We start from the raw sequence: 20,562 nt of genomic DNA, 5'->3' as shown, positions 1-20,562 counted from the left end.
ATGGCTAAGAAAAACAAACCCACCGAATGCCCCGCTGGTGAAAAATGGGCGGTTCCTTACGCGGACTTTTTGTCGTTGTTGCTCGCGCTTTTTATCGCTCTTTATGCCATTTCAGCGGTCAATAAATCCAAAGTGGAAGCCCTAAAGACCGAATTTATTAAGATTTTTAATTACGCTCCCAAGCCAGAGGCGATGCAGCCGGTTGTAGTGATCCCCCCTGATTCAGGGAAAGAAGAAGAGCAAATGGCGAGCGAAAGCTCCAAACCGGCTTCGCAAAATACCGAAACAAAAGCTACTATCGCTCGCAAAGGCGAAGGCAGTGTTTTAGAGCAAATTGATCAAGGCTCTGTTTTAAAGCTCCCCTCTAGTTTGTTGTTTGAAAACGCTACATCAGATGCTATCAATCAAGACATGATGCTCTATATTGAACGGATTGCTAAAATCATTCAAAAACTCCCTAAAAGGGTGCATATTAATGTAAGGGGTTTTACAGACAACACGCCTTTAAATAAAACCCGTTTTAAAAGCCATTATGAATTAGCCGCCAATCGCGCTTATAGGGTGATGAAAGTCCTTATACAATACGGCGTGAATCCTAACCAATTGTCTTTTTCTTCTTATGGCTCTACCAACCCTATCGCGCCTAATGATTCCCTAGAAAACAGAATGAAAAACAATCGTGTGGAAATCTTTTTTTCAACCGATGCGAACGATTTGAGCAAGATCCATTCTATTTTAGATGAAGAATTCAATCCCCACAAACAACAAGAATGAATCGCATGAATAAAAATTATCTTTTAATCTTTTTGTTGTTAGCGAGTCTTATTGCTAGAGAAAAGGACGCTTCTTCAAACCTTTTTGATTTGATTGATAAGGGGATCAACAGAGAACAAGAACTAAAAGAGCAGGAGCAAAAAACGCGCTTGAAACTGGCTCAAAGCCCTTTAGTGGCGTTAGAGATTGTCCCCCAAGAAACGCCCTATTTAGAATGGCAAGGGGCTAGGGAGTCGTATTATTTAAAGGTGAGCGCTGTAGTGGAGAGCGTGGTTATTTTAAAGATTGACATCAATCAGGGGCGTTCTTGCTCGCTCTACCCCACGCCTAAAAGCGTTTCTTTAGTGAGGAATCAAAGCGTAGCCTATGAAATTTTATGCGAAAACCAGCCGCTATGGATAGAAGTGAGCACGAATTTAGGCAAACGCACCTTTCAGTTTTAATTTGATTGGTTTTTGGCTTTGTTTTAAAAAAGTTTGCGCTTGTTGTTGATGGTAAAAATTTGATTTAAACCCAATTAAGAAAAACCTTTTTATATCAAATAAGTTTGGTTATAATGCCAAACATGGGCGTTTTTAAACAATTGATCAAAGAATTGTATGAATGGTTGCTCCATTCTGTAGATGTAATTACGCAGCATTTAGTTGCCATAGTATTAAAAATAAGCGTGGTAAAATATTTGATAAAAGAATTTCATGATCGCTTCATTTATTTTATAGACTTGATTGCGCAGCATTTTATCATCGTTGCGCTTTCTAGCTTTCTCGTGCTGGTGTTTGGGGTTTTGATTGGGGTTTTTGTGTTTTATAATTCAAAGGCTAGGGCGTTCTTGCTCCCTATAGTGAATTTCCTTTACACCATCCCATCGCTGGCGTTATTTGCGTTATTCATTCCTGTGATTGGGGTGGGGTTAAAAAACGCGCTTTTAGTGTTGGTCTTATACGGCTTATTACCCATTGTCCATAGCACTTATAACGCTTTAAAAGAGGTGCGAGAAGAGGTGATTAAGGCCGCTATTGGGCTAGGGTGTAACCCCAAAGAGTTGTTTTTTAGGGTGCGATTCTTGCTCGCTATCCCCCAAATTTTAGTGGGCTTAAGGATTGCAGTGGTGATGTTAGTAGCGATGGCTGGGATTGGAGCGCTCATTGGGGCTGGAGGCTTAGGGCAAGCGATTTTTAGAGGGCTAAACACGCAAAACACCACGCTTTTAGTGGCGGGCAGCTTGATTATTGCTCTTTTTAGCATTTTAGCGGATCAATTTGTGAGCGTGTTCCAGCATGAAAACGCCTTGCAACGCTTGCTTTCTCAAAACGCCACCAAAAAACAAAAAAGAAGGGTTTATGTCAGTTTAGCGGTATTCCTCTTTTTATTGCTAGCGAGCGCACTATGGCTAGCGCCTAGAAGCACTATAGAAGAAAAGCCGTTAGTCGTGGCGACAAAACCTAACAGCGAGCAGTATATTTTGGGTGAGATTTTAAGCCTTTTGTTAGAAAAACACCACATTCCCATTAAGCGAGCGTTTGGCATTGGTGGGGGGACGATGAATATCCATCCGGCCTTACTTAGGGGCGATTTTGATTTGTATGTGGAATACACCGGCACCGCTTGGGTGAACACGCTCAAAAACCCTTTGACTCAAAAAGTGGATTTTGAAACGATTAAAAAGCGTTATGAGAAGGAATTTAATCTTTTATGGGTGGGGCTTTTGGGCTTTAATAACACCTATTCCTTAGCGATTTCTAAAGAAGACGCTCAAAAATACGCTATTGAAACTTTCAGCGATTTAGCCTTTCATAGCCCGAATTTTGATTTTGGAGCGGAGTTTGACTTTTTTGAAAGAGAGGACGCTTTTAAGGGATTAGTGAAAGCTTACCGCTTTCATTTTAGAAGTTTGCATGAAATGGATATTAATTTGCGTTATAAAAGTTTTGAATCCCATAAGATCAACGCTTTAGATGTCTTCACCACAGACGCTCAAATCAAAGAGTTGGATTTAAAGGTGCTTAAGGACGATAAAGGGTTTTTCCCTAATTATCAGGCCGGTATTGTTATGAGAAAAGAAGTTGTAAAAAAGTATCCTGAAGCACTAGAAATCTTAGAAAAATTGGATTCAAAAATTAGCGACGAGAAAATGCAGGATTTAAACTATCAGGTGGAAGCGTTGAAAAAAAGCCCTAAAATCGTAGCTAAAGATTTTTTAGAAAGATTAGGGTTATAGAATGAAAGAAATCGTCAAAATAGAGAATGTGTCTTTTAACTACCACAATCGCGCTGTTTTTAAGGATTTTAATTTAAGCATTGAAAAAGGGGATTTTTTATGCGTTTTAGGGGAGAGCGGGAGCGGTAAAAGCACGCTTTTAGGCTTGATTTTAGGGCTTTTAAAACCCAGTTTGGGGAGCGTTAAAATCTTTAATGAGACCCTTTCAAACAACGCTTTTTTACGCCAAAAAATAGGCTATATCGCTCAAGGCAATTCCTTATTTTCTCATTTAAACGCCATGCAAAACATGACCTTTTGCCTTAATTTACAAGGCATAAACAAAGAAGCCGCTCAAAAAGAGGCCAAAGCCTTAGCGTTAAAAATGGGGTTAGACGAGAGCCTTATGGATAAATTCCCTAATGAATTGAGTGGGGGGCAAGCCCAAAGAGTGGGCATTATTAGGGGGATTATCCACAAGCCAGAACTCATTTTATTAGATGAGCCTTTTAGCGCTTTAGATAGTTTTAATCGTAAGAATTTACAGGATCTCATCAAAGAGATACACCAAAATTCTTGCGCTACTTTCATTATGGTAACGCATGATGAGGAAGAGGCGCAAAAGTTAGCCACAAAAACCCTAGAAATCAAAGCCCTTAAATAAGGGCAATGATTTTAAGGCTCGTTTAAAAATTCTGGCGTGGTGTTATTGGTGGGCGTTTGCATAGAAGAATTAGAGCTGTTTGAAGTTTTTTTAGCGGGTTTTTCATTGAATGGGGGGGCTTTATAGCCGCAAGCTTGAATCGTTATCGCTACAAGTATTAAAAAGCATGTTAAGATCAGTTTATGGAACAAAATATTTTCTCCTTACTCATTCAAAAAAAGTCTTATAAAAAGCTTGAAACCCTTTTGAAACTCAAAAAGCTTAAGGTTTTTATGCCTTTAAGTTTACAAGAAAATTTGCTTTTTATCTTCATAAAAGACTCTAAATTGCTTTTTGCGTTTAAAGATCTTTGGGCTTCTAAAGAATTTAACCAACGATTCGCTAAAGAAATCAGCCATTTTTTAAACACGCAAGGGCATGCTTATGGGTTTGACGGGTTGAATGGGTTAGAAATTTTAGGTTATGTGCCTAAAGACGCGCTAGAAAAAGCCAATTTTTATGCCCCCATTAAAAAACAAGCCCGTTTTTTTCGCCCTAGCGCTTTAGGGTTGTTCCATAACCCCATTAAAGACGCTCGTTTGCATGAATGTTTTGAAAAAGCGCGCTCTTTGATCCACTACCAACGCAGTTTTTTTGAGGAATGAATGGCTGATTTATTATCCAGTTTGAAAAACCTTTCTAATAGCAGTGGGGTGTATCAATATTTTGATAAAAACCGCCAGTTACTCTATATCGGTAAAGCGAAAAATTTAAAAAAGCGCATCAAAAGCTATTTTTCTATCCATAATAATGAAATTGCACCCAACCATCGTGCAAGTTTGCGCATTCAAATGATGGTCAAACAAATCGCTTTTTTAGAAACGATTGTGGTAGAAAACGAGCAAGACGCTTTGATTTTAGAAAATTCTTTAATCAAACAGCTCAAACCCAAATACAACATTCTTTTAAGAGACGATAAAACTTACCCTTATATTTATATGGATTTTTCCACTGATTTCCCTATCCCTTTAATCACACGAAAAATTTTAAAACAGCCTGGCGTTAAATATTTTGGCCCTTTTACTAGCGGGGCTAAAGATATTTTGGATAGTTTGTATGAATTGCTCCCTTTGGTTCAAAAGAAAAATTGCATTAAAGATAAAAAGGCATGCATGTTTTATCAAATAGAGCGTTGTAAAGCCCCATGCGAGGATAAAATCACCAAAGAAGAATATTTAAAAATCGCTAAAGAATGTTTAGAAATGATTGAAAATAAAGACAAGCTCATCAAAGAACTTCAATTAAAAATGGATCGCCTTTCTAGTAACTTGCGTTTTGAAGAAGCTCTAATCTATAGAGATAGGATTTCTAAAATCCAAAAAATCGCCCCTTTCACTTGCATGGATTTAGCCAAACTCTATGATTTGGATATTTTTGCTTTTTATGGCAAAAACAACAAGGCGGTGTTAGTGAAAATGTTCATGCGTGGAGGTAAAATCATTTCTTCAGCGTTTGAAAAAATCCACTCCCTCAACGAGTTTGACGCTGATGAAGCGATGAAACAAGCGATCATTAACCATTACCAATCGCATTTGCCTTTAATGCCTGAACAAATTCTATTGAGCGCTTGCTCTAATGAAACGCTTAAAGAATTGCAAGAGTTTATCAATCATAAACACTCTAAAAAAATCACTCTTAATATCCCTAAAAAGGGCGATAAACTCGCTTTAATAGAAATCGCTATGAAAAACGCTCAAGAAATTTTTAATCAAGAAAAAACCTCCAATGAAGAAGAAGTTTTAGAAGAGGTGCGCTCGCTTTTAAAATTAGAGTGCGTGCCTTATAGGGTGGAAATCTTTGACACAAGCCACCATGCAAACAGCCAATGCGTGGGGGGAATGGTCGTGTATGAAAATAATGCATTCCAAAAAAACTCTTATCGGCGCTACCATTTAAAAGGCTCTAACGAATACGCTCAAATGAGTGAATTGCTCACTAGAAGGGCTTTAGATTTTATTAAAGAGCCACCGCCTAATTTGTGGGTGATAGATGGAGGGAGGGTGCAATTAAACATCGCTTTAGAAATTTTAAAAAGCAGCGGGAGTTTTGTAGAAGTGATCGCTATTTCTAAAGAAAAAAGGGATTCTAAAGCTTATCGCTCTAAAGGGGGCGCTAAAGACATTATCCATACGATAAACGATACTTTTAAATTGCTCCCTAGCGACAAACGCTTGCAGTGGGTGCAAAAATTGCGTGATGAAAGCCACCAGTATGCGATAAACTTCCACCGATCCACTAAAATTAAAAACATGAAACAAATCGCTCTTTTAAAAGAAAAGGGCATAGGAGAAGCTAGCGTGAAAAAATTATTGGATTATTTTGGGAGTTTTGAAGCGATAGAAAAAGCGAGCGATCAGGAAAAAAACGCCGTTTTAAAAAAACGAAATTAAAGGAAAAAGCATGAAAAAAAGATTGAATATAGGGCTTGTGGGTTTAGGGTGTGTGGGGAGCGCGGTCGCTAAAATCTTACAAGAAAATCAAGAGATTATTAAAGACAGGGCCGGTGTGGAAATTGCCATTAAAAAAGCGGTGGTGCGAGACATTCAAAAACACAAGGGTTATACTTTTGAAATCAGTAACGATTTAGAAAGCTTGATAGAAGATGAAGAAATTGATATTATCGTGGAGCTTATGGGTGGGGTTGAAGCGCCTTATCTTTTAGCTAAAAAAACTTTAGCCAAACAAAAAGCTTTCGTTACAGCCAATAAAGCCATGTTGGCGTATCACCGCTATGAATTAGAGCAAATCGCCAAAAACACCCCCATAGGCTTTGAAGCGAGCGTGTGCGGAGGGATCCCTATTATCAAGGCTTTAAAAGACGGCTTGAGCGCTAATCATATCCTTTCTTTTAAAGGTATTTTAAACGGCACAAGCAATTACATTTTAAGCCAGATGTTTAAAAATCAAGCGAGTTTTAAGGACGCTTTAAAAGATGCACAACATTTAGGCTATGCGGAATTGAACCCTGAATTTGACATTAAAGGCATTGATGCAGCGCACAAACTTTTGATTTTAGCGTCTTTAGCGTATGGCATTGATGCGAAATTAGAAGAAATTCTCATTGAAGGCATTGAAAAAATAGAGCCAGATGACATGGAATTTGCAAAAGAGTTTGGTTATAGCATCAAACTTTTAGGCATCGCTAAAAAACACCAAGATTGCATTGAATTAAGGGTGCATCCAAGCATGATTAAAAACGAATCCATGCTTTCTAAAGTGGATGGGGTGATGAACGCTATCAGCGTCATAGGGGATAAGGTGGGCGAGACTTTGTATTATGGGGCTGGGGCTGGGGGAGAGCCTACCGCAAGCGCGGTCATTAGCGATATTATAGAAATCGCAAGGAAAAAAAGCTCTTTAATGCTAGGCTTTGAAACCCCCCAAAAACTCCCCCTAAAACCCAAAGAAGAAATCCAATGCGCTTATTATGCGCGTTTGTTGGTGAGCGATGAAAAAGGGGTTTTTTCTCAAATCAGCGCGATTTTAGCCAAAAACGATATTTCGCTCAACAATGTTTTGCAAAAAGAAATCTTGCATTCCAACAAGGCTAAAATCTTATTTTCCACGCACACCACGAGCGAAAAATCGTTTCTAAACGCCCTGAAAGAGCTTGAAAATTTAAAAAGCGTGTTGGATACCCCTAAAATGATCCGCTTGGAAAATTGAATGCAATTTTTCAACAACAAGCATAAAGAAAAGGGCTTAAAGGCCGAAGAAGAAGCTTGCGAGTTTTTAAAATCGTTAGGTTTTGAAATCATAGAAAGGAACTTTTTTTCAAAATTTGGCGAAATTGATATTATCGCTTTTAAAAAAGGGGTTTTGCATTTCATTGAAGTCAAAAGCGGGGAAAATTTTGATCCCATTTATGCGATCACGCCGAGTAAATTACAAAAAATCATTCAAACGATCCGCTGTTATTTGTCTCAAAAAGATCCTAATAGCGATTTTTGCATTGACGCCCTCATTGTGAAAAAAGGTAATTTTGAGCTTTTAGAAAATATCACTTTTTAGATTTTTACAGGAAATAAATGCGTTTTCATTAACATTATTAAGCTAATATAATTCTCGTTAATCAAAATCATAGAATAATTAGGAGTAACCAATGAGTCACTATATTGAATTAACTGAAGAAAATTTTGAAAGCACCATTAAAAAAGGGGTTGCATTAGTGGATTTTTGGGCGCCATGGTGTGGTCCCTGTAAGATGCTATCCCCTGTGATTGATGAACTGGCTAGCGAATATGAAGGTAAGGCTAAGATTTGTAAAGTCAATACCGATGAGCAAGAAGAATTGAGCGCGAAATTTGGGATTAGAAGCATTCCTACCCTTTTATTCACAAAAGATGGCGAAGTCGTCCATCAGTTGGTGGGCGTGCAAACTAAAGTCGCTTTAAAAGAACAATTGAACAAACTTTTAGGCTAGTAGCCATGATAGATTGCGCGATTATTGGAGGTGGTCCTGCAGGCTTGAGTGCGGGGCTTTATGCCACTAGAGGCGGTGTTAAAAACGCCGTTTTGTTTGAGAAAGGAATGCCTGGAGGGCAAATCACTAGCAGTAGCGAGATTGAAAACTATCCGGGCGTGAAGGAAGTGGTGAGTGGGTTGGATTTCATGCAGCCGTGGCAAGAGCAATGCTTTCGCTTTGGCTTAAAGCACGAAATGACCGCTATTCAAAGGGTTTCCAAAAAAGACTCTCATTTTGTTATTTTAGCAGAAGACGGCAAGACTTTTGAAGCTAAGAGCGTGATCATCGCTACCGGCGGTAGCCCTAAACGCACAGGCATTAAAGGCGAGTCAGAATATTGGGGCAAAGGCGTGAGCACTTGCGCGACATGCGATGGCTTCTTTTATAAAAATAAGGAAGTAGCGGTGCTTGGTGGGGGCGATACCGCCGTAGAAGAGGCGATTTATTTAGCCAATATCTGCAAAAAAGTCTATCTTATCCACAGGAGAGATGGCTTCAGGTGTGCACCTATCACTTTAGAGCATGCTAAAAAGAACGATAAAATTGAGTTTTTAACCCCTTATGTGGTTGAAGAAATCAAGGGCGATAGTGCCGGTGTGTCTTCTTTAAGCGTTAAAAATACAGCCACTAACAAAACAAGCGAATTGGTTGTGCCGGGGCTTTTTGTTTTTGTGGGTTATGATGTGAATAATGCGGTATTGAAGCAAGAAGACGGCTCCATGCTGTGCAAATGCGATGAATACGGCTCAATAGTCGTGGATTTTTCCATGAAAACAAATGTTCAAGGTTTGTTTGCGGCGGGAGATATTCGCATTTTTGCCCCTAAACAAGTGGTTTGCGCGGCAAGCGATGGCGCTACGGCGGCTTTAAGCGTGATTTCTTATTTAGAACACCATTAAATCAGGCTTATAACCCTAGATTTAGGGTTATGAGTCCTCGCTTCAACATTAATTGGATTTTCAAAGCTTGTAAGGCATTTTAGTTTTTTGTTTAATTGCAATGCGATTTCGTTCTCTTGCTTTGTTTTAATTAAATATTGATCACAAAATTTAAAAACGCTCAAAACATTTTTTACAATCAATATAATAAAAGAACTTGTTTGATTAAAAAAGCGCTCCTTAGGGGGTTGTGGGGATTTAGTTGGGGGTTGTAGGGGGAGAACTATTTTAATACCCCCTATTCTCTTAAGAGTTTTATTGTAAAATAGAGCCTAAAAACGATATACTCTATTAAAAATTATGGGAGTTTAGCTTGCGTGTTTTTATCATTTCTTTAAATCAAAAAGTGTGCGACACATTTGGTTTAGTTTTTAGAGACACCACAACTCTACTCAATAATATCAACGCCACCCACCACAAAGCCGAAATTTTTGATGCGATTTATTCTAAGACTTTTGAAGGCGAATTGCACCCCCTAGTTAAAAAGCGTTTGCACCCCTATTTCATCGCGCAAAACATCAAAGACATGGGGATTGCAATCGATCCTATCAGCAGGATTTCTAAGTTTTATTACGCTTTAAAATACCATGCGAAATTTATGAGTTTAGGAGAGCTTGGGTGTTATGCGAGCCATTATTCTTTATGGGAAAAATGCATAGATTTGAATGAGCCGATTTGTATTTTAGAAGATGACATCACTTTGAAAGAAAATTTTAAAGAGGGCTTGGATTTTTTAGAAAAACACATTCAAGAATTAGGCTATGTGCGTTTGATGCATTTACTATATGACCCCAATGTCAAAAGTGAGCCATTAGATCATCAAAACCAAAAGATACAGGAATATATAGGGATCATTAAGGCTTATAGCGAAGGGGTGGGGACGCAAGGCTATGTGATCACGCCTAAAATTGCCAAAGTTTTTTAAAATACAGCCAAAGGTGGGTTGTTCCTGTGGATACGATAATGGACGCTACTTTTATCCATGGCGTGAAAAACCTGGTGTTACAATCTTTTGTGATCGCTGATGATAATCAAATTTCTACGATAGCGCGAAAAGAAGAGCCTTATAGCCCCAAAATCGCCTTAATGAGAAAACTCCATTTTAAATATTTGAAATGGTGGCAGTTTGTATGACTTGAAAAAGATGATAAAAATACTAAAAAACATTTAAAGCTTTAATTTTTGATTAGAACAAGACTGATTTTTAATCGCTTTTGAGAATGGATTAAAGTTTTAAATGGATTTCAAAAGAGTTTCAACCCCTTTTGGCTTCTACGCACAATTTAAATAAGACGCATTAAGAGAATGAAGTGCATTAGAAAACGATTTCTAATTTTCTAATGCTATTAAGATTAAGATTTTTTAGGATTAGCTTCGGTTACCCTAATCGTTCTGCCCATAAAATCCGTATTGTCCAATTTAGCGATCGCTTCACTAACGCCCTCTTCTTGCATTTCTACAAAGCCAAAACCTTTGGGTTTCTTCGTTTCTCTGTCATAAATTAGCTTGACATTAAAAACTTTGCCAAATTGACTGAAAAGCTCCTTGACTTGCTCGCTGGTAGCGCTATAAACCAAATTCCCTACATAAATGTTTTTCAAGATAAAATTCTCCACTAAAAAAATAACAACATACCCATAAGAATATGAAAAAGTTATAAAAAAGTAACACTTCTAAAACCCAAACACATCCAAAACAGAAGTATGATGGATTGTATCCAATGATTGCTTAAAAAATTATAAAAGCTATTAAAATTGAGTATTGATAATAAAATACAAAAGAACCTACGCAAGCAAGCGGTGATTTTAAAAAGCGTTATTAAGGGATAAGGAAAGCATGATCTCAAAATTACCCCCTATCCTTTTAAAAGTTTTACCATAAACAAAGTTTTAAAAAACAAAAGTTAAGATAGTTTAAGCGGATTTCTCGTATCCCTTGATACAAGCTTTGCTATACCCAAACTCACACTCTTTTTAATGGAGTGAAAAGCGTTTTTTATCCTCACTCAAACAATCCTTTAAAAAGCTCACTATCTTTAATGGTATGGTTTCTTCTTTTTACAAATTCGTTTTTTGAGCGTTTTACTTTATAGCCCATAACCCACCATAAGACTTCCAATTACCGCCATAAATGATACTTTCATCTACCCCACTTCTACCATTTAATTAAATGGTATTTTCACATTCTCATTAAATTTTTGAATTGGTTTGATGATTTTGATGAGAGCTTAAGTTATTTTAACTCTTAAAAAATATTAAAGCCAAATAAAACTTTGGCTTGCAATACCCAAACAAAAATATTTATTTAATGCCCTTCATCGGTTAAAACAGCCCCTGCCAAATACACATAAGTGAGAATCATAAAAACAAAAGCTTGCAAAATCCCCATGAAAAACAAAACCATAAAAGGCGCTACAGGAATAGCCCAAGGCACTAATAAGAGCATGATGAGTAAGAACATGTCATCGCCCTTGATATTCCCAAACAAACGAAACGATAAAGACACGATCCTAGAAAAATGCGAAATAATTTCAATAGGGAACATGAAAGGGGCGAGCCACTTCACAGGGCCTGCAAAATGGGCGAAATATTTAAAAAAGCCTTGCACCCTAATGCCTTCAAAATGGTAATAAAAAAACACAATCAGCGCTAAAACCAGCGTAAAACTCCAGCTAGCCGTGGGGGATTCAAAACCAGGAATGATGCCTATCATGTTAGAAAAAAAGACATACAAAGCGATCGTGCCAGCTAGGGGGAAGTATTTGCGGGCCAATTCTTCGCCTATAATATCCTTAGCCACGCTCAAAATCGCGCTAATAATGCTTTCATACACATTTTGCAACCCCATAGGCACCATCTGCATTTTGCACGACGCGCCAAGAGAAATTAAAAACATTAAAACCGCTGTCAAAACAACGAAAAAACCGGTGATAAAATCATGATTGGAGCTAAAAAAATTAGCAATAGTAAATACTCTGTGTTCCATGAAAAAGTTTCTCTAAGCCTTATTGAAAATTTTCTTAATTGTAGCAATTAAGTTTTAAAAACTCATTAAACCAAGCTTTTTAACGAGTTTTTTAACGATTTGTCTTGCTTTCTTTTAAAATTCACCCATAATAATTAGGGGCTTCTTTAGTAATATCCACGCCATGCACATGACTTTCTTTCAACCCCGCACTTGTGATTTCTACAAATTCAGCGTTTTGATACAATTCCAAAATATTTTTCGCCCCCTGATACCCCATAGAAGAGCGCACGCCCCCTACTAATTGGAAAATCATATCTGAAACCTTACCACGATAAGGCACACGCCCCTCAATGCCTTCAGGGACTAATTTTTCACTCGCTACGCCCTCTTGAAAATACCTATCAGAGCTCCCTTTAGTCATAGCCCCAATGCTGCCCATGCCCCTATAGCTTTTATATTGCCTCCCTTGATAGATCATAAAATCCCCAGGAGATTCTTCTGTGCCAGCGAGTAAAGAGCCTATCATCACGCTTGATGCCCCCAAAGCCAAAGCCTTAGCCACATCGCCTGAATAGCGGATCCCTCCATCTGCAATCACAGGAATATCAAATTTAGACGCCACTTCTACGCAATTATCAATCGCGCTCACTTGAGGCATTCCTACTCCAGCCACAATCCTAGTGGTGCAAATGCTTCCTGGCCCAATCCCCACTTTAATAGCGTCCGCTCCCGCGCTAATCAAATCGCTTGTGGCCTCTTTAGTTACCACATTCCCTACAATCACATCCACCACCAAGCTTTTTTTAATCTCTTCTAAAGTGTGTAAAATATTCGCCGAATGCCCATGCGCACTATCCAACACCAACGCATCCACCCCAGCCTTAACTAACATTTCAGCCCTATCTAGTTGCCCCACTCCAATAGCCGCCCCTACTCTTAACCTCCCAAAATCATCTTTGTTCGCCTCAGGGTATTCAATGCGTTTTTGAATGTCCTTAATCGTAATCAAGCCTTTTAGAACATTATCTTTATCCACAATAGGCAATTTTTCAATCTTATGCTTGTGCATCAAATCGCTCGCTTCATCTAAACTAATGCCCACATGAGCGGTAACTAAAGGCATTTTAGTCATCACATCGCCCACTTTTTTACTCAAATCCGTTTCAAAACGCACGTCTCTGTTGGTTAAAATCCCAATCAATAAGCCCCTATCATCTACCACAGGCACGCCTGAAATCTTGTAATTATCCGCTATAGCCTTAGCGTCCGCTAGCGTTTTGTGCGCGTGGATAAAAATAGGATCATTAATCACCCCGCTCTCACTTTTTTTCACCTTAGCGATTTCTTTAACTTGCGTTTCAATGTCCATGTTTTTATGCACAATGCCAATCCCTCCAAGGCGCGCCATAGCGATAGCGGTTTTATGCTCCGTAACCGTATCCATAGCCGCACTAATAAAGGGGATATTCAAACGAATGTTTTTAGTCAAGCGAGATTTTAAACTCACATCTTTAGGTAAAACGCTAGATTTTCTAGGCACCATCAACACATCTTCAAAAGTCAAAGCCCTTTGTAAAATTCTCATTTTTGTATCCTTAATCTAATTTTAAATCCAATTCCTGCTCTAAAGCGTAGGAAACGTCTAAAAGACTTTGCTCATCAAAAGCCTTAGCAATGAATTGCATCCCTATGGGCAAGCCTAAAGGATCTTTAGCGACCGGCAAAGAAAGGGCTGGCAAACCGCTCAAATTCGCTCCGATCGTGTAAATATCGCTCAAATACATTTCTAAAGGGCTTGCATGGTAGTTGAATAAGTGGGCGCTCGTGGGAGCTACAGGAGTGAAAATCAAATCCACTTCTTCAAAAATCTTGTTGTATTGCTCTTTGATTATCAAACGCATTTGTTGGGCTTTCAAATAATAAGCGTCATAATACCCGCTGCTTAAGACAAAATTCCCTAACATGATGCGCCGTTTCACCTCATCGCCAAAACCTTCAGCGCGGCTTTTGAGATACAATTCTTTCAAATCTTTAATATTTTGAGCCCTCCTCCCATAACGAACCCCATCAAATCTGGCCAGATTCGAACTCGCTTCAGCCATGCTGATAATATAATAGACAGAGATTTGATAATGCGAATCCAGCATCTTTTTTTCCACAATCTCATGCCCCATTTCTTTCAAGGCTTTAAGGGTGTTTTCATAAGCAAGTTGCACTTCATGGCTCGCATCTTTAATGTGATCTCTTAAAATAGCGATTTTAAAGCGTTTGTCCCTGTTAAGGTTTTTAAAGGTTTGCGTGGGTTTGAGATTCGCGCTCGTGGAGTCCTTGCTATCATGCCCACTAATTGCGTCAAATAAAATAGAAGCGTCTTCTACATTTTGCGTGATAGGCCCGATTTGATCAAAACTAGAACAATATGCGATCAAACCATAACGGCTCACCCTCCCATAAGTGGGCTTTAACCCCACGCACCCGCAATAGCTCGCCGGCTGCCTAATAGATCCGCCCGTATCGCTCCCTAAAGCCGCTACCGCTAAGCCACCGGCTACCGCTGCCGCACTCCCCCCACTACTCCCTCCAGGCACTCTGTTTTTATCTCGTGGGTTTTTAGTGATGCCATAGCAACTAGACTCCGTGGTGCTTCCCATCGCAAACTCGTCCATGTTAGAAAGCCCAAACCCTGCCATGCTGTTTTGGTGCAAGTTTTCAATCACGCTCGCACAATAAGGAGCGACATAGCCTTCTAAAATCTTACTGGAGCAAGTGATCTCCCACCCCTTAACGCTGATATTGTCTTTAATAAGGATAGGCACACCCTTAGCGCTAGCGCCATTAAGACTAGGGGCTTTAATGTAAGCGTTCAAATCTGAAGCTCTAACCTTAGCATCAATTTCGTTTTTAAGGGTTTCTAATTCATCTTGGGATAAAGAAAGGGCTTGTTTTAAAGTGATCATGTTTTAGCCTTACAAAAAATTTAATGGTAGTTTAACATGCTTACATGTAAAACGAGCTTATAAGAGCGTTTTTAAAAAACATTCAACTCGCTTATCTAAATCTTTTAAACTAGAACTATTGTCTATAACATAATCGCTCATGGCGCGTTTTTGCTCTATATCCATTTGGCAATTTAATCGTTGCAAGATTTCAGTTTCTTTGAGTTTGTCTCGCTCTAAAAGGCGCTCAATTTGTAAAGCCCTAGGCGCATAGATTAACACCACCCTACTCACAGGATAGCGTTTTTTACCTCCCACTTCAAAAAACAAAGGAATGTCTAAAAAATACGCTTGATGATTTTTTTCTAATTCATAGGCTTTTTTAAGCATGCGTTCACGGATTAAGGGGTGTAAAAAATCCTCTAGCCATTTTAATTTATTAGGGTCTTTAAACACGATCGCACCAAGTTTTTTTCTGTTAAGAATGTCTTTTTCTAAAATCTCTGATCCAAAATGTTGGGCGATTTTAAACCGGTGCTCTTGCAATAATTGATGAGCGATCTTATCCGCATCTAAAATTTGATAGCCTTGCGATTCCAATATTTTAATGGTGGTGCTTTTGCCGGTGCCTATCCCCCCTGTGAGAGCGATAGCGTTTTTTAAGATCATTTTAAGATTTGATATTGTCTTTAAAGACTTCTTGTAAATTTTTAGGCAAAGCGAATGCGGCCCTATGAATGTCTTCGTTATAATACCTCACGCTTTTTAGCGCTTCTATTTTTGGCGTCATTAGATCTTTTAAGGGGTGGGTTTTAAAAGAAGCGTAAATATAACCTTTATTGCTTAAAATCCTTAAAGGAGCTACAAAAGGCATAGCAATAGAAAAAACTCCGCCCATGTTTTTAAGGGCGTTTTGCATGCTCACATGCTCTAATAGCGGGTGTTTGGCTACCGAAATAAACACCCCATCTTCTTTAAGCATTCTTTTTAAACCATCTATTTTATGAATATCCGGCTCTTGCAAGCAAAGGATCAAATCGTATTTTTTAATGTCTAAATCTAAGAGTTGTTTAGCGTGCGTGAAATTCTTATTATTTTTCACTTCATGGAAATGGGGGAAAAAACTAATGAAGCTATCCAAAATCTTTTCATCCGCTTGCACAAAATCGATATGCGTGTCGTATTTAAAAAGCTGGTGGGCTAATTCCAAATCAAACCCATCCACAATCAAAACTTCTTTAAGCTCTTTCTTGGTGCAACCCCCCATATGAGCGAGCAACTCGCTTTCAATGTGCAAAAAATTCTTGAACAGCAGTTGGCGGTTAAGCATCGCAATTTCGCCAAAATCCTTAGATTTAAAAATCTCTAAAATATTATGTTCGCTTCTAACATCTAATAATTTCGCTTCTATGGTGTATTCTTTACGCAAATACGGCGTGATTTCTTGGGTGATCCACATAAACATTCCTTACTTTTTAATAATATCCATGCCTTTGAAACGCTAACATGCTACCCAAAAAAATCTAAATTGTCGTAATAAACGCCCTAACTTTGGCATTCTAAAAAAAGTTCCGTATCGCTCTTAAAGCGCTCTTTTTTAAAATCCAAATCAATACTGATGGCTTTATGCTGGCTGTCTAATTTATCGGTTGAATGCTTTTTTAACACCATTTGACACTTTGAAACCTCAATGGCGTCTAAAGCCTTATCCCCTATCGTATAAAGATCATCGCTCTTTTTTTCTAACAAAAAGGATTCATAAAAAGGCCTTAAACTCAAATCGCTGTCATTGGTGGTATAAACATACGAAGAAATCTTGCCCTTAAATTGCGCGATTTGCGTTTTAGTGTCATTAAAAGTGAAAGTTTGGATCTGGCGATCTTTATCGTTTTGATCTTTTAAAAAACGCTTCAAGGCTTTGGATTTGATTTCTACCAACCATTGATCCCCTTCTTTACTCATCACAATATCCCCATTTTTTAGGGGGTAGAAATTTTGTTGGGAATATTCAATGAGTTTTGGATTTTTGGTTTTTCTTTTTTTGTAAAGGAACGGGCTTTTTTCATTATTAGCGTTGTTGTTGGGATCGTTTTGGTATAGGGGCGGGTTTTTTTCATTATTATCGCTTGGCTCATTCAACAAAATCACAGAAGTTTCAGGGTTAAAAGAATTATTTTCATCTTTAGTCAGTTGGAAAAAAGCGTTTCTTTCCTCTATAGGCTGATACACCATGTTTTTTAAAAAAATCGTTTCGCTAAAGACTTCGTAATCCGAATCCACATAGCTGGGGCGTTTAGAGCCGTCATTTTCTTGCTCTTGGGCTTTTTTTTGCAATTGGATAAACCTCTCTTGCGAGCAAGCTAAAAAGCACATTAAAACCACTACTACCACGCCTATTTTTTTGACTAAAAACAACGCTAGACCCTTATTTAAGCTTTAAATAACTATAATATTGTAATCTAATTTTGATTAAATTGAAGCGATAAAAAAGATGAATACAAGCCCTAAAACTTTAAAAACCATTGCGATTTTAGGCCAGCCTAATGTGGGGAAAAGCTCGTTATTTAACCGCTTGGCTAGAGAAAGGATCGCTATCACTTCAGATTTTGCAGGCACTACACGAGACATCAACAAACGAAAAATCGCACTAAATGGTCATGAAGTGGAATTGCTAGACACAGGGGGCATGGCTAAAGACGCTCTTTTGTCTAAAGAAATCAAAGCCCTTAATCTAAAAGCCGCTCAAATGAGCGATTTGATTTTATACGTTGTGGATGGCAAGTCTATCCCTAGCGATGAAGACATCAAGCTTTTTAGAGAGGTTTTTAAGATCAACCCTAACTGCTTTTTAGTGATCAATAAGATTGATAACGACAAAGAAAAAGAGCGAGCTTATGCGTTTTCTTCTTTTGGCATTCCCAAGAGTTTTAACATCTCCGTTTCGCACAATAGGGGCATTAGCGCGTTAATTGATGCGGTATTGAACGCACTGAATTTAAACCAAATCATAGATCAAGATCTGGATGTGGATATTTTAGAAAGCTTAGAAACCCCTAATAACGCTTTAGAAGAAAATAAAGAAGAAGAGATCATTCAAGTAGGCATCATTGGGAGGGTGAATGTGGGTAAAAGCTCGCTTTTAAACGCGCTCACGAAAAAAGAAAGGAGCCTTGTTTCTAGCGTGGCTGGCACGACTATTGACCCCATAGATGAAACCATTCTCATAGGCGATCAGAAAATCTGCTTTGTGGATACCGCTGGCATCAGGCATAGGGGTAAGATTTTAGGCATTGAAAAATACGCCCTAGAACGCACGCAAAAAGCCTTAGAGAAATCCCACATCGCGCTTTTAGTTTTAGACGTGAGCGCTCCTTTTGTGGAATTGGACGAAAAGATCAGCTCTTTAGCGGATAAACACTCTTTAGGCATCATTCTTATTTTAAACAAATGGGACATCCGCTACGCCCCTTATGAAGAGATCATGGCAACTTTAAAAAGGAAATTCCGCTTTTTAGAATACGCCCCCGTGATCACAACCAGCTGCTTAAAAGCGCGCCATATAGATGAGATCAAGCATAAAATCATAGAAGTCTATGAGTGTTTTTCCAAACGCATTCCCACAAGCCTACTCAATAGCGTGATTTCTCAAGCCACCCAAAAACACCCCTTGCCAAGCGATGGAGGGAAATTGGTGAAAGTGTATTACGCCACGCAATTTGCCACCAAACCCCCTCAAATTTCGCTCGTAATGAATCGCCCTAAAGCCTTGCATTTCAGTTACAAACGCTATTTGATCAACACCTTAAGGAAAGAATTTAATTTTTTAGGCACGCCTTTAATCCTTAACGCTAAAGATAAAAAAAGCGCCCAACAAAATTAAATTTTTTATGCGTTAAACCCCCTTAAAAAAGCGTTTTTGCTTGATTTATCTTTAGGATTTGATTATAATTACCGCTCAATCAGTCAAGCTAGGCGATTGAATCGCTTGGTTTTAGCATCTATTAGAAAAGGGGTTATCCACATGAACAAAGCGGAATTTATTGATTTGGTTAAAGAAGCGGGTAAATACAACAGCAAAAGAGAAGCTGAAGAAGCGATCAGCGCCTTTACTCTAGCGGTAGAGACAGCTTTAAGCAAGGGTGAAAGCGTGGAGTTGATCGGTTTTGGCAAATTTGAAACCGCAGAGCAAAAAGGCAAAGAAGGTAAAGTGCCAGGAAGCGATAAAACTTATAAAACCGAAGACAAACGAGTACCTAAATTCAAACCCGGCAAAATCCTTAAACAAAAAGTTGAAGAAGGCAAGTGAATTTGATCCACTCAGCAAGGGGCTTATCAATAAAGTTTCTTGCTTTCTTATGTCCTTGTAGCTCAGCTGGATAGAGCGTATGATTCCTAATCGTAAGGTCGTGGGTTCGAATCCCGCCAAGGACACCACTCGCATTATTTTTACTATCATAGGGATTTAAAATAGTCGTTGTTTGTGTTGTTGATGAAAAAGGTAATTAAAAGAAATTAAAAATTTAACCTTATCCTTAAAAAGCACTCAAAAAATTTTATTTTATTTCTTATCTTATTTAAAAAATATTCAAAGCATTTTTTACAATTAAAAAAATAAAATCAAGCCGTAATCTCTTAAGAAAGCGCTCTTTAGGGGGTTTTAAGGGTTGTAGGGTGGAATTTTCAAAATGCCTCCTACCCCCTTAAGAAAATGAATTTAAAAATCAAACTTAGAAAATGAGTTTTATCATCAAATAAAATCTTAAAACGATAAGCCATTAAAATCCCCCCTTTTTAAAAAATTGAGTGATCCCTATTAAAAATTTTAGGAAAGCCAAAAATAAATCATAACCCCCTAGACTTTAAACTTAAAGCTCACTAGCCTTATAAGCTTAATAAGAATATCCGCATGACAAATCCCTTCAAAAATGATATAATAGCCTTGATGAACTCATTTTAAGGAAAATGCCCATGCGTTTGCACACTGCCTTTTTTGGTATTAATTCATTGCTTGTTGTCTCTCTTTTGATAAGTGGTTGCAGTCTTTTTAAAAAGCGTAACACTAACGCTCAGTTAATCCCCCCTTCAGCTAATGGCTTGCAAGCCCCCATTTATCCCCCAACCAATTTCACCCCTAGAAAGAGCATTCAGCCTCTCCCAAGCCCTCGCCTTGAGAATAACGATCAACCCATTATTAGCTCTAATCCCACTAACGCTATCCCTAACACCCCCATTCTCACGCCTAATAATGTCATTGAATTGAACGCAGTGGGCATGGGTGTGGCTCCAGAATCCACCATTTCGCCCTCTCAAGCCTTGGCTTTGGCCAAGCGGGCGGCTATTGTTGATGGCTACCGCCAATTGGGTGAAAAAATGTATGGTATTAGAGTGAACGCTCAAGACACCGTCAAAGACATGGTTTTACAAAATTCCGTGATTAAAACCAGAGTCAATGCCCTCATTCGTAACGCTGAAATCACTGAAACCATCTATAAAGACGGCTTGTGTCAAGTGAGCATGGAGCTTAAATTAGACGGCAGGATTTGGTATCGTATTTTGAGCGGAGCGAGAGGATAAACCCTCTT

General features: G+C 38.5%; 21 protein-coding genes, 1 tRNA gene and 1 pseudogene. 15 read left to right on the top strand and 8 right to left on the bottom strand.

Translation table 11 applies throughout. The features are described from left to right. The 4 genes from motB (at position 1) to egtV (ending at position 3,635) form a co-directional block, all read left to right on the top strand. A complete protein-coding gene (gene motB / locus QU01_RS01755; RefSeq protein ID WP_001085355.1) occupies positions 1–774 on the top strand; it encodes a flagellar motor protein MotB in 774 nt (257 codons plus the stop codon). Next, positions 771–1,217: a hypothetical protein gene (locus QU01_RS01750; protein ID WP_001081239.1), complete on the top strand. Its 447-nt coding sequence runs from the start codon at positions 771–773 to the stop codon at positions 1,215–1,217. The genes motB and QU01_RS01750 overlap by 4 nt, the downstream gene beginning before the upstream one ends. 113 nt (positions 1,218–1,330) lie before the next feature. Next, the gene (gene egtU, locus QU01_RS01745; protein WP_033761774.1) at positions 1,331–2,992 is read left to right on the top strand and encodes an ergothioneine transport permease/ergothioneine binding protein EgtU; all 1,662 of its coding nucleotides are present in this window, start codon (positions 1,331–1,333) and stop codon (positions 2,990–2,992) included. A 1-nt stretch (position 2,993) separates the two neighbouring features. Beyond that, on the top strand, positions 2,994–3,635 hold the full coding sequence (egtV, locus tag QU01_RS01740) for an ergothioneine transport ATP-binding protein EgtV (RefSeq protein WP_033761777.1): 642 nt from the start codon (positions 2,994–2,996) through the stop codon (positions 3,633–3,635). Positions 3,636–3,646: 11 nt separating this feature from the next. Here the strand turns inward: egtV and QU01_RS01735 are convergent, their stop codons facing one another. After that, entirely contained in the window at positions 3,647–3,826 is a 180-nt protein-coding gene (locus QU01_RS01735; RefSeq protein ID WP_000468791.1) for a hypothetical protein, read from the bottom strand. Between QU01_RS01735 and QU01_RS01730 the strand changes: the two genes are divergently transcribed. The 7 genes and pseudogenes from QU01_RS01730 (at position 3,818) to QU01_RS01695 (ending at position 10,211) form a co-directional block, all read left to right on the top strand. Then, positions 3,818–4,279 (top strand): hypothetical protein, encoded by a 462-nt coding sequence (locus QU01_RS01730; RefSeq protein WP_024114939.1) that lies wholly within the window; start codon positions 3,818–3,820, stop codon positions 4,277–4,279. The two genes, QU01_RS01735 and QU01_RS01730, sit on opposite strands and share 9 nt — an antisense overlap. Continuing rightward, on the top strand, positions 4,280–6,064 hold the full coding sequence (uvrC, locus tag QU01_RS01725; protein ID WP_033761780.1) for an excinuclease ABC subunit UvrC: 1,785 nt from the start codon (positions 4,280–4,282) through the stop codon (positions 6,062–6,064). Between the two features lie 10 nt (positions 6,065–6,074). Beyond that, on the top strand, positions 6,075–7,340 hold the full coding sequence (locus QU01_RS01720; protein ID WP_033761783.1) for a homoserine dehydrogenase: 1,266 nt from the start codon (positions 6,075–6,077) through the stop codon (positions 7,338–7,340). After that, positions 7,341–7,685 (top strand): YraN family protein, encoded by a 345-nt coding sequence (locus QU01_RS01715; protein WP_033603698.1) that lies wholly within the window; start codon positions 7,341–7,343, stop codon positions 7,683–7,685. A gap of 91 nt (positions 7,686–7,776) precedes the next feature. Then, positions 7,777–8,097 carry a thioredoxin gene (trxA, locus tag QU01_RS01710; protein WP_000020199.1) on the top strand — a complete coding sequence of 107 codons (321 nt, stop codon included), beginning with the start codon at positions 7,777–7,779 and terminating at the stop codon, positions 8,095–8,097. Positions 8,098–8,102: 5 nt separating this feature from the next. Next, the gene (gene trxB / locus QU01_RS01705; RefSeq protein WP_000564447.1) at positions 8,103–9,038 is read left to right on the top strand and encodes a thioredoxin-disulfide reductase; all 936 of its coding nucleotides are present in this window, start codon (positions 8,103–8,105) and stop codon (positions 9,036–9,038) included. A 352-nt stretch (positions 9,039–9,390) separates the two neighbouring features. Continuing rightward, positions 9,391–10,211: pseudogene (locus QU01_RS01695) on the top strand (glycosyltransferase family 25 protein). A 218-nt stretch (positions 10,212–10,429) separates the two neighbouring features. On the opposite strand, the gene QU01_RS01690 reads toward QU01_RS01695, so the two are convergent. From QU01_RS01690 to QU01_RS01660, 7 genes are all read right to left on the bottom strand, one after another. Continuing rightward, positions 10,430–10,678, bottom strand: a complete 249-nt coding sequence (locus tag QU01_RS01690) for an RNA-binding protein (protein WP_000790557.1) — start codon at positions 10,676–10,678, stop codon at positions 10,430–10,432. Between the two features lie 703 nt (positions 10,679–11,381). Further along, entirely contained in the window at positions 11,382–12,062 is a 681-nt protein-coding gene (locus QU01_RS01685) for a F0F1 ATP synthase subunit A (RefSeq protein ID WP_033603697.1), read from the bottom strand. 121 nt (positions 12,063–12,183) lie between these two features. Beyond that, the gene (gene guaB, locus QU01_RS01680) at positions 12,184–13,629 is read right to left on the bottom strand and encodes an IMP dehydrogenase (protein WP_020972460.1); all 1,446 of its coding nucleotides are present in this window, start codon (positions 13,627–13,629) and stop codon (positions 12,184–12,186) included. A gap of 10 nt (positions 13,630–13,639) precedes the next feature. Beyond that, positions 13,640–15,001: an Asp-tRNA(Asn)/Glu-tRNA(Gln) amidotransferase subunit GatA gene (gene gatA / locus QU01_RS01675; RefSeq protein ID WP_033761789.1), complete on the bottom strand. Its 1,362-nt coding sequence runs from the start codon at positions 14,999–15,001 to the stop codon at positions 13,640–13,642. Positions 15,002–15,058: 57 nt separating this feature from the next. After that, a complete protein-coding gene (coaE, locus tag QU01_RS01670; RefSeq protein ID WP_033761792.1) occupies positions 15,059–15,649 on the bottom strand; it encodes a dephospho-CoA kinase in 591 nt (196 codons plus the stop codon). A gap of 1 nt (position 15,650) precedes the next feature. Continuing rightward, positions 15,651–16,439 carry a spermidine synthase gene (locus QU01_RS01665; RefSeq protein WP_033761795.1) on the bottom strand — a complete coding sequence of 263 codons (789 nt, stop codon included), beginning with the start codon at positions 16,437–16,439 and terminating at the stop codon, positions 15,651–15,653. 86 nt (positions 16,440–16,525) lie between these two features. Next, positions 16,526–17,395 (bottom strand): hypothetical protein, encoded by an 870-nt coding sequence (locus QU01_RS01660; RefSeq protein WP_033761798.1) that lies wholly within the window; start codon positions 17,393–17,395, stop codon positions 16,526–16,528. A gap of 76 nt (positions 17,396–17,471) precedes the next feature. On the opposite strand from QU01_RS01660, the gene der reads away from it, so the two are divergent. The 4 genes from der to QU01_RS01640 all read left to right on the top strand — a co-directional run bounded on the left by der (position 17,472) and on the right by QU01_RS01640 (position 20,554). Then, positions 17,472–18,860 (top strand): ribosome biogenesis GTPase Der, encoded by a 1,389-nt coding sequence (der, locus tag QU01_RS01655; protein WP_033761800.1) that lies wholly within the window; start codon positions 17,472–17,474, stop codon positions 18,858–18,860. 141 nt (positions 18,861–19,001) lie between these two features. Continuing rightward, on the top strand, positions 19,002–19,286 hold the full coding sequence (locus tag QU01_RS01650; protein ID WP_001029077.1) for an HU family DNA-binding protein: 285 nt from the start codon (positions 19,002–19,004) through the stop codon (positions 19,284–19,286). Between the two features lie 51 nt (positions 19,287–19,337). Then, positions 19,338–19,414, top strand: a tRNA-Arg gene (locus QU01_RS01645). A 534-nt stretch (positions 19,415–19,948) separates the two neighbouring features. Continuing rightward, positions 19,949–20,554, top strand: coding sequence for an LPP20 family lipoprotein (locus tag QU01_RS01640; RefSeq protein ID WP_001236623.1), 606 nt, complete (start codon positions 19,949–19,951; stop codon positions 20,552–20,554). The last annotated feature ends 8 nt before the right edge of the window (positions 20,555–20,562 follow it).

This window comes from Helicobacter pylori SA221C (assembly GCF_000476855.1).
Lineage (GTDB): Bacteria > Campylobacterota > Campylobacteria > Campylobacterales > Helicobacteraceae > Helicobacter > Helicobacter pylori_DK.
The sequence above is the reverse complement of the archived record's forward strand: the minus strand, read 5'-3'. Positions and strand labels throughout refer to the sequence as shown.

Excerpts from the sequence above, each read along its gene's own strand:
- coaE (WP_033761792.1), bottom strand. The coding sequence starts at position 15,649 with ATGATCTTAAAAAACGCTATCGCTCTCACAGGGGGGATAGGCACCGGC.
- guaB (WP_020972460.1), bottom strand. The coding sequence starts at position 13,629 with ATGAGAATTTTACAAAGGGCTTTGACTTTTGAAGATGTGTTGATGGTG.
- QU01_RS01715 (WP_033603698.1), top strand. The coding sequence starts at position 7,341 with ATGCAATTTTTCAACAACAAGCATAAAGAAAAGGGCTTAAAGGCCGAA.
- QU01_RS01640 (WP_001236623.1), top strand. The coding sequence starts at position 19,949 with ATGCGTTTGCACACTGCCTTTTTTGGTATTAATTCATTGCTTGTTGTC.
- trxB (WP_000564447.1), top strand. The coding sequence starts at position 8,103 with ATGATAGATTGCGCGATTATTGGAGGTGGTCCTGCAGGCTTGAGTGCG.
- motB (WP_001085355.1), top strand. The coding sequence starts at position 1 with ATGGCTAAGAAAAACAAACCCACCGAATGCCCCGCTGGTGAAAAATGG.
- uvrC (WP_033761780.1), top strand. The coding sequence starts at position 4,280 with ATGGCTGATTTATTATCCAGTTTGAAAAACCTTTCTAATAGCAGTGGG.
- QU01_RS01650 (WP_001029077.1), top strand. The coding sequence starts at position 19,002 with ATGAACAAAGCGGAATTTATTGATTTGGTTAAAGAAGCGGGTAAATAC.
- QU01_RS01730 (WP_024114939.1), top strand. The coding sequence starts at position 3,818 with ATGGAACAAAATATTTTCTCCTTACTCATTCAAAAAAAGTCTTATAAA.
- trxA (WP_000020199.1), top strand. The coding sequence starts at position 7,777 with ATGAGTCACTATATTGAATTAACTGAAGAAAATTTTGAAAGCACCATT.
- egtU (WP_033761774.1), top strand. The coding sequence starts at position 1,331 with ATGCCAAACATGGGCGTTTTTAAACAATTGATCAAAGAATTGTATGAA.
- QU01_RS01665 (WP_033761795.1), bottom strand. The coding sequence starts at position 16,439 with ATGTGGATCACCCAAGAAATCACGCCGTATTTGCGTAAAGAATACACC.
- QU01_RS01720 (WP_033761783.1), top strand. The coding sequence starts at position 6,075 with ATGAAAAAAAGATTGAATATAGGGCTTGTGGGTTTAGGGTGTGTGGGG.
- der (WP_033761800.1), top strand. The coding sequence starts at position 17,472 with ATGAATACAAGCCCTAAAACTTTAAAAACCATTGCGATTTTAGGCCAG.
- egtV (WP_033761777.1), top strand. The coding sequence starts at position 2,994 with ATGAAAGAAATCGTCAAAATAGAGAATGTGTCTTTTAACTACCACAAT.
- gatA (WP_033761789.1), bottom strand. The coding sequence starts at position 15,001 with ATGATCACTTTAAAACAAGCCCTTTCTTTATCCCAAGATGAATTAGAA.
- QU01_RS01685 (WP_033603697.1), bottom strand. The coding sequence starts at position 12,062 with ATGGAACACAGAGTATTTACTATTGCTAATTTTTTTAGCTCCAATCAT.
- QU01_RS01750 (WP_001081239.1), top strand. The coding sequence starts at position 771 with ATGAATCGCATGAATAAAAATTATCTTTTAATCTTTTTGTTGTTAGCG.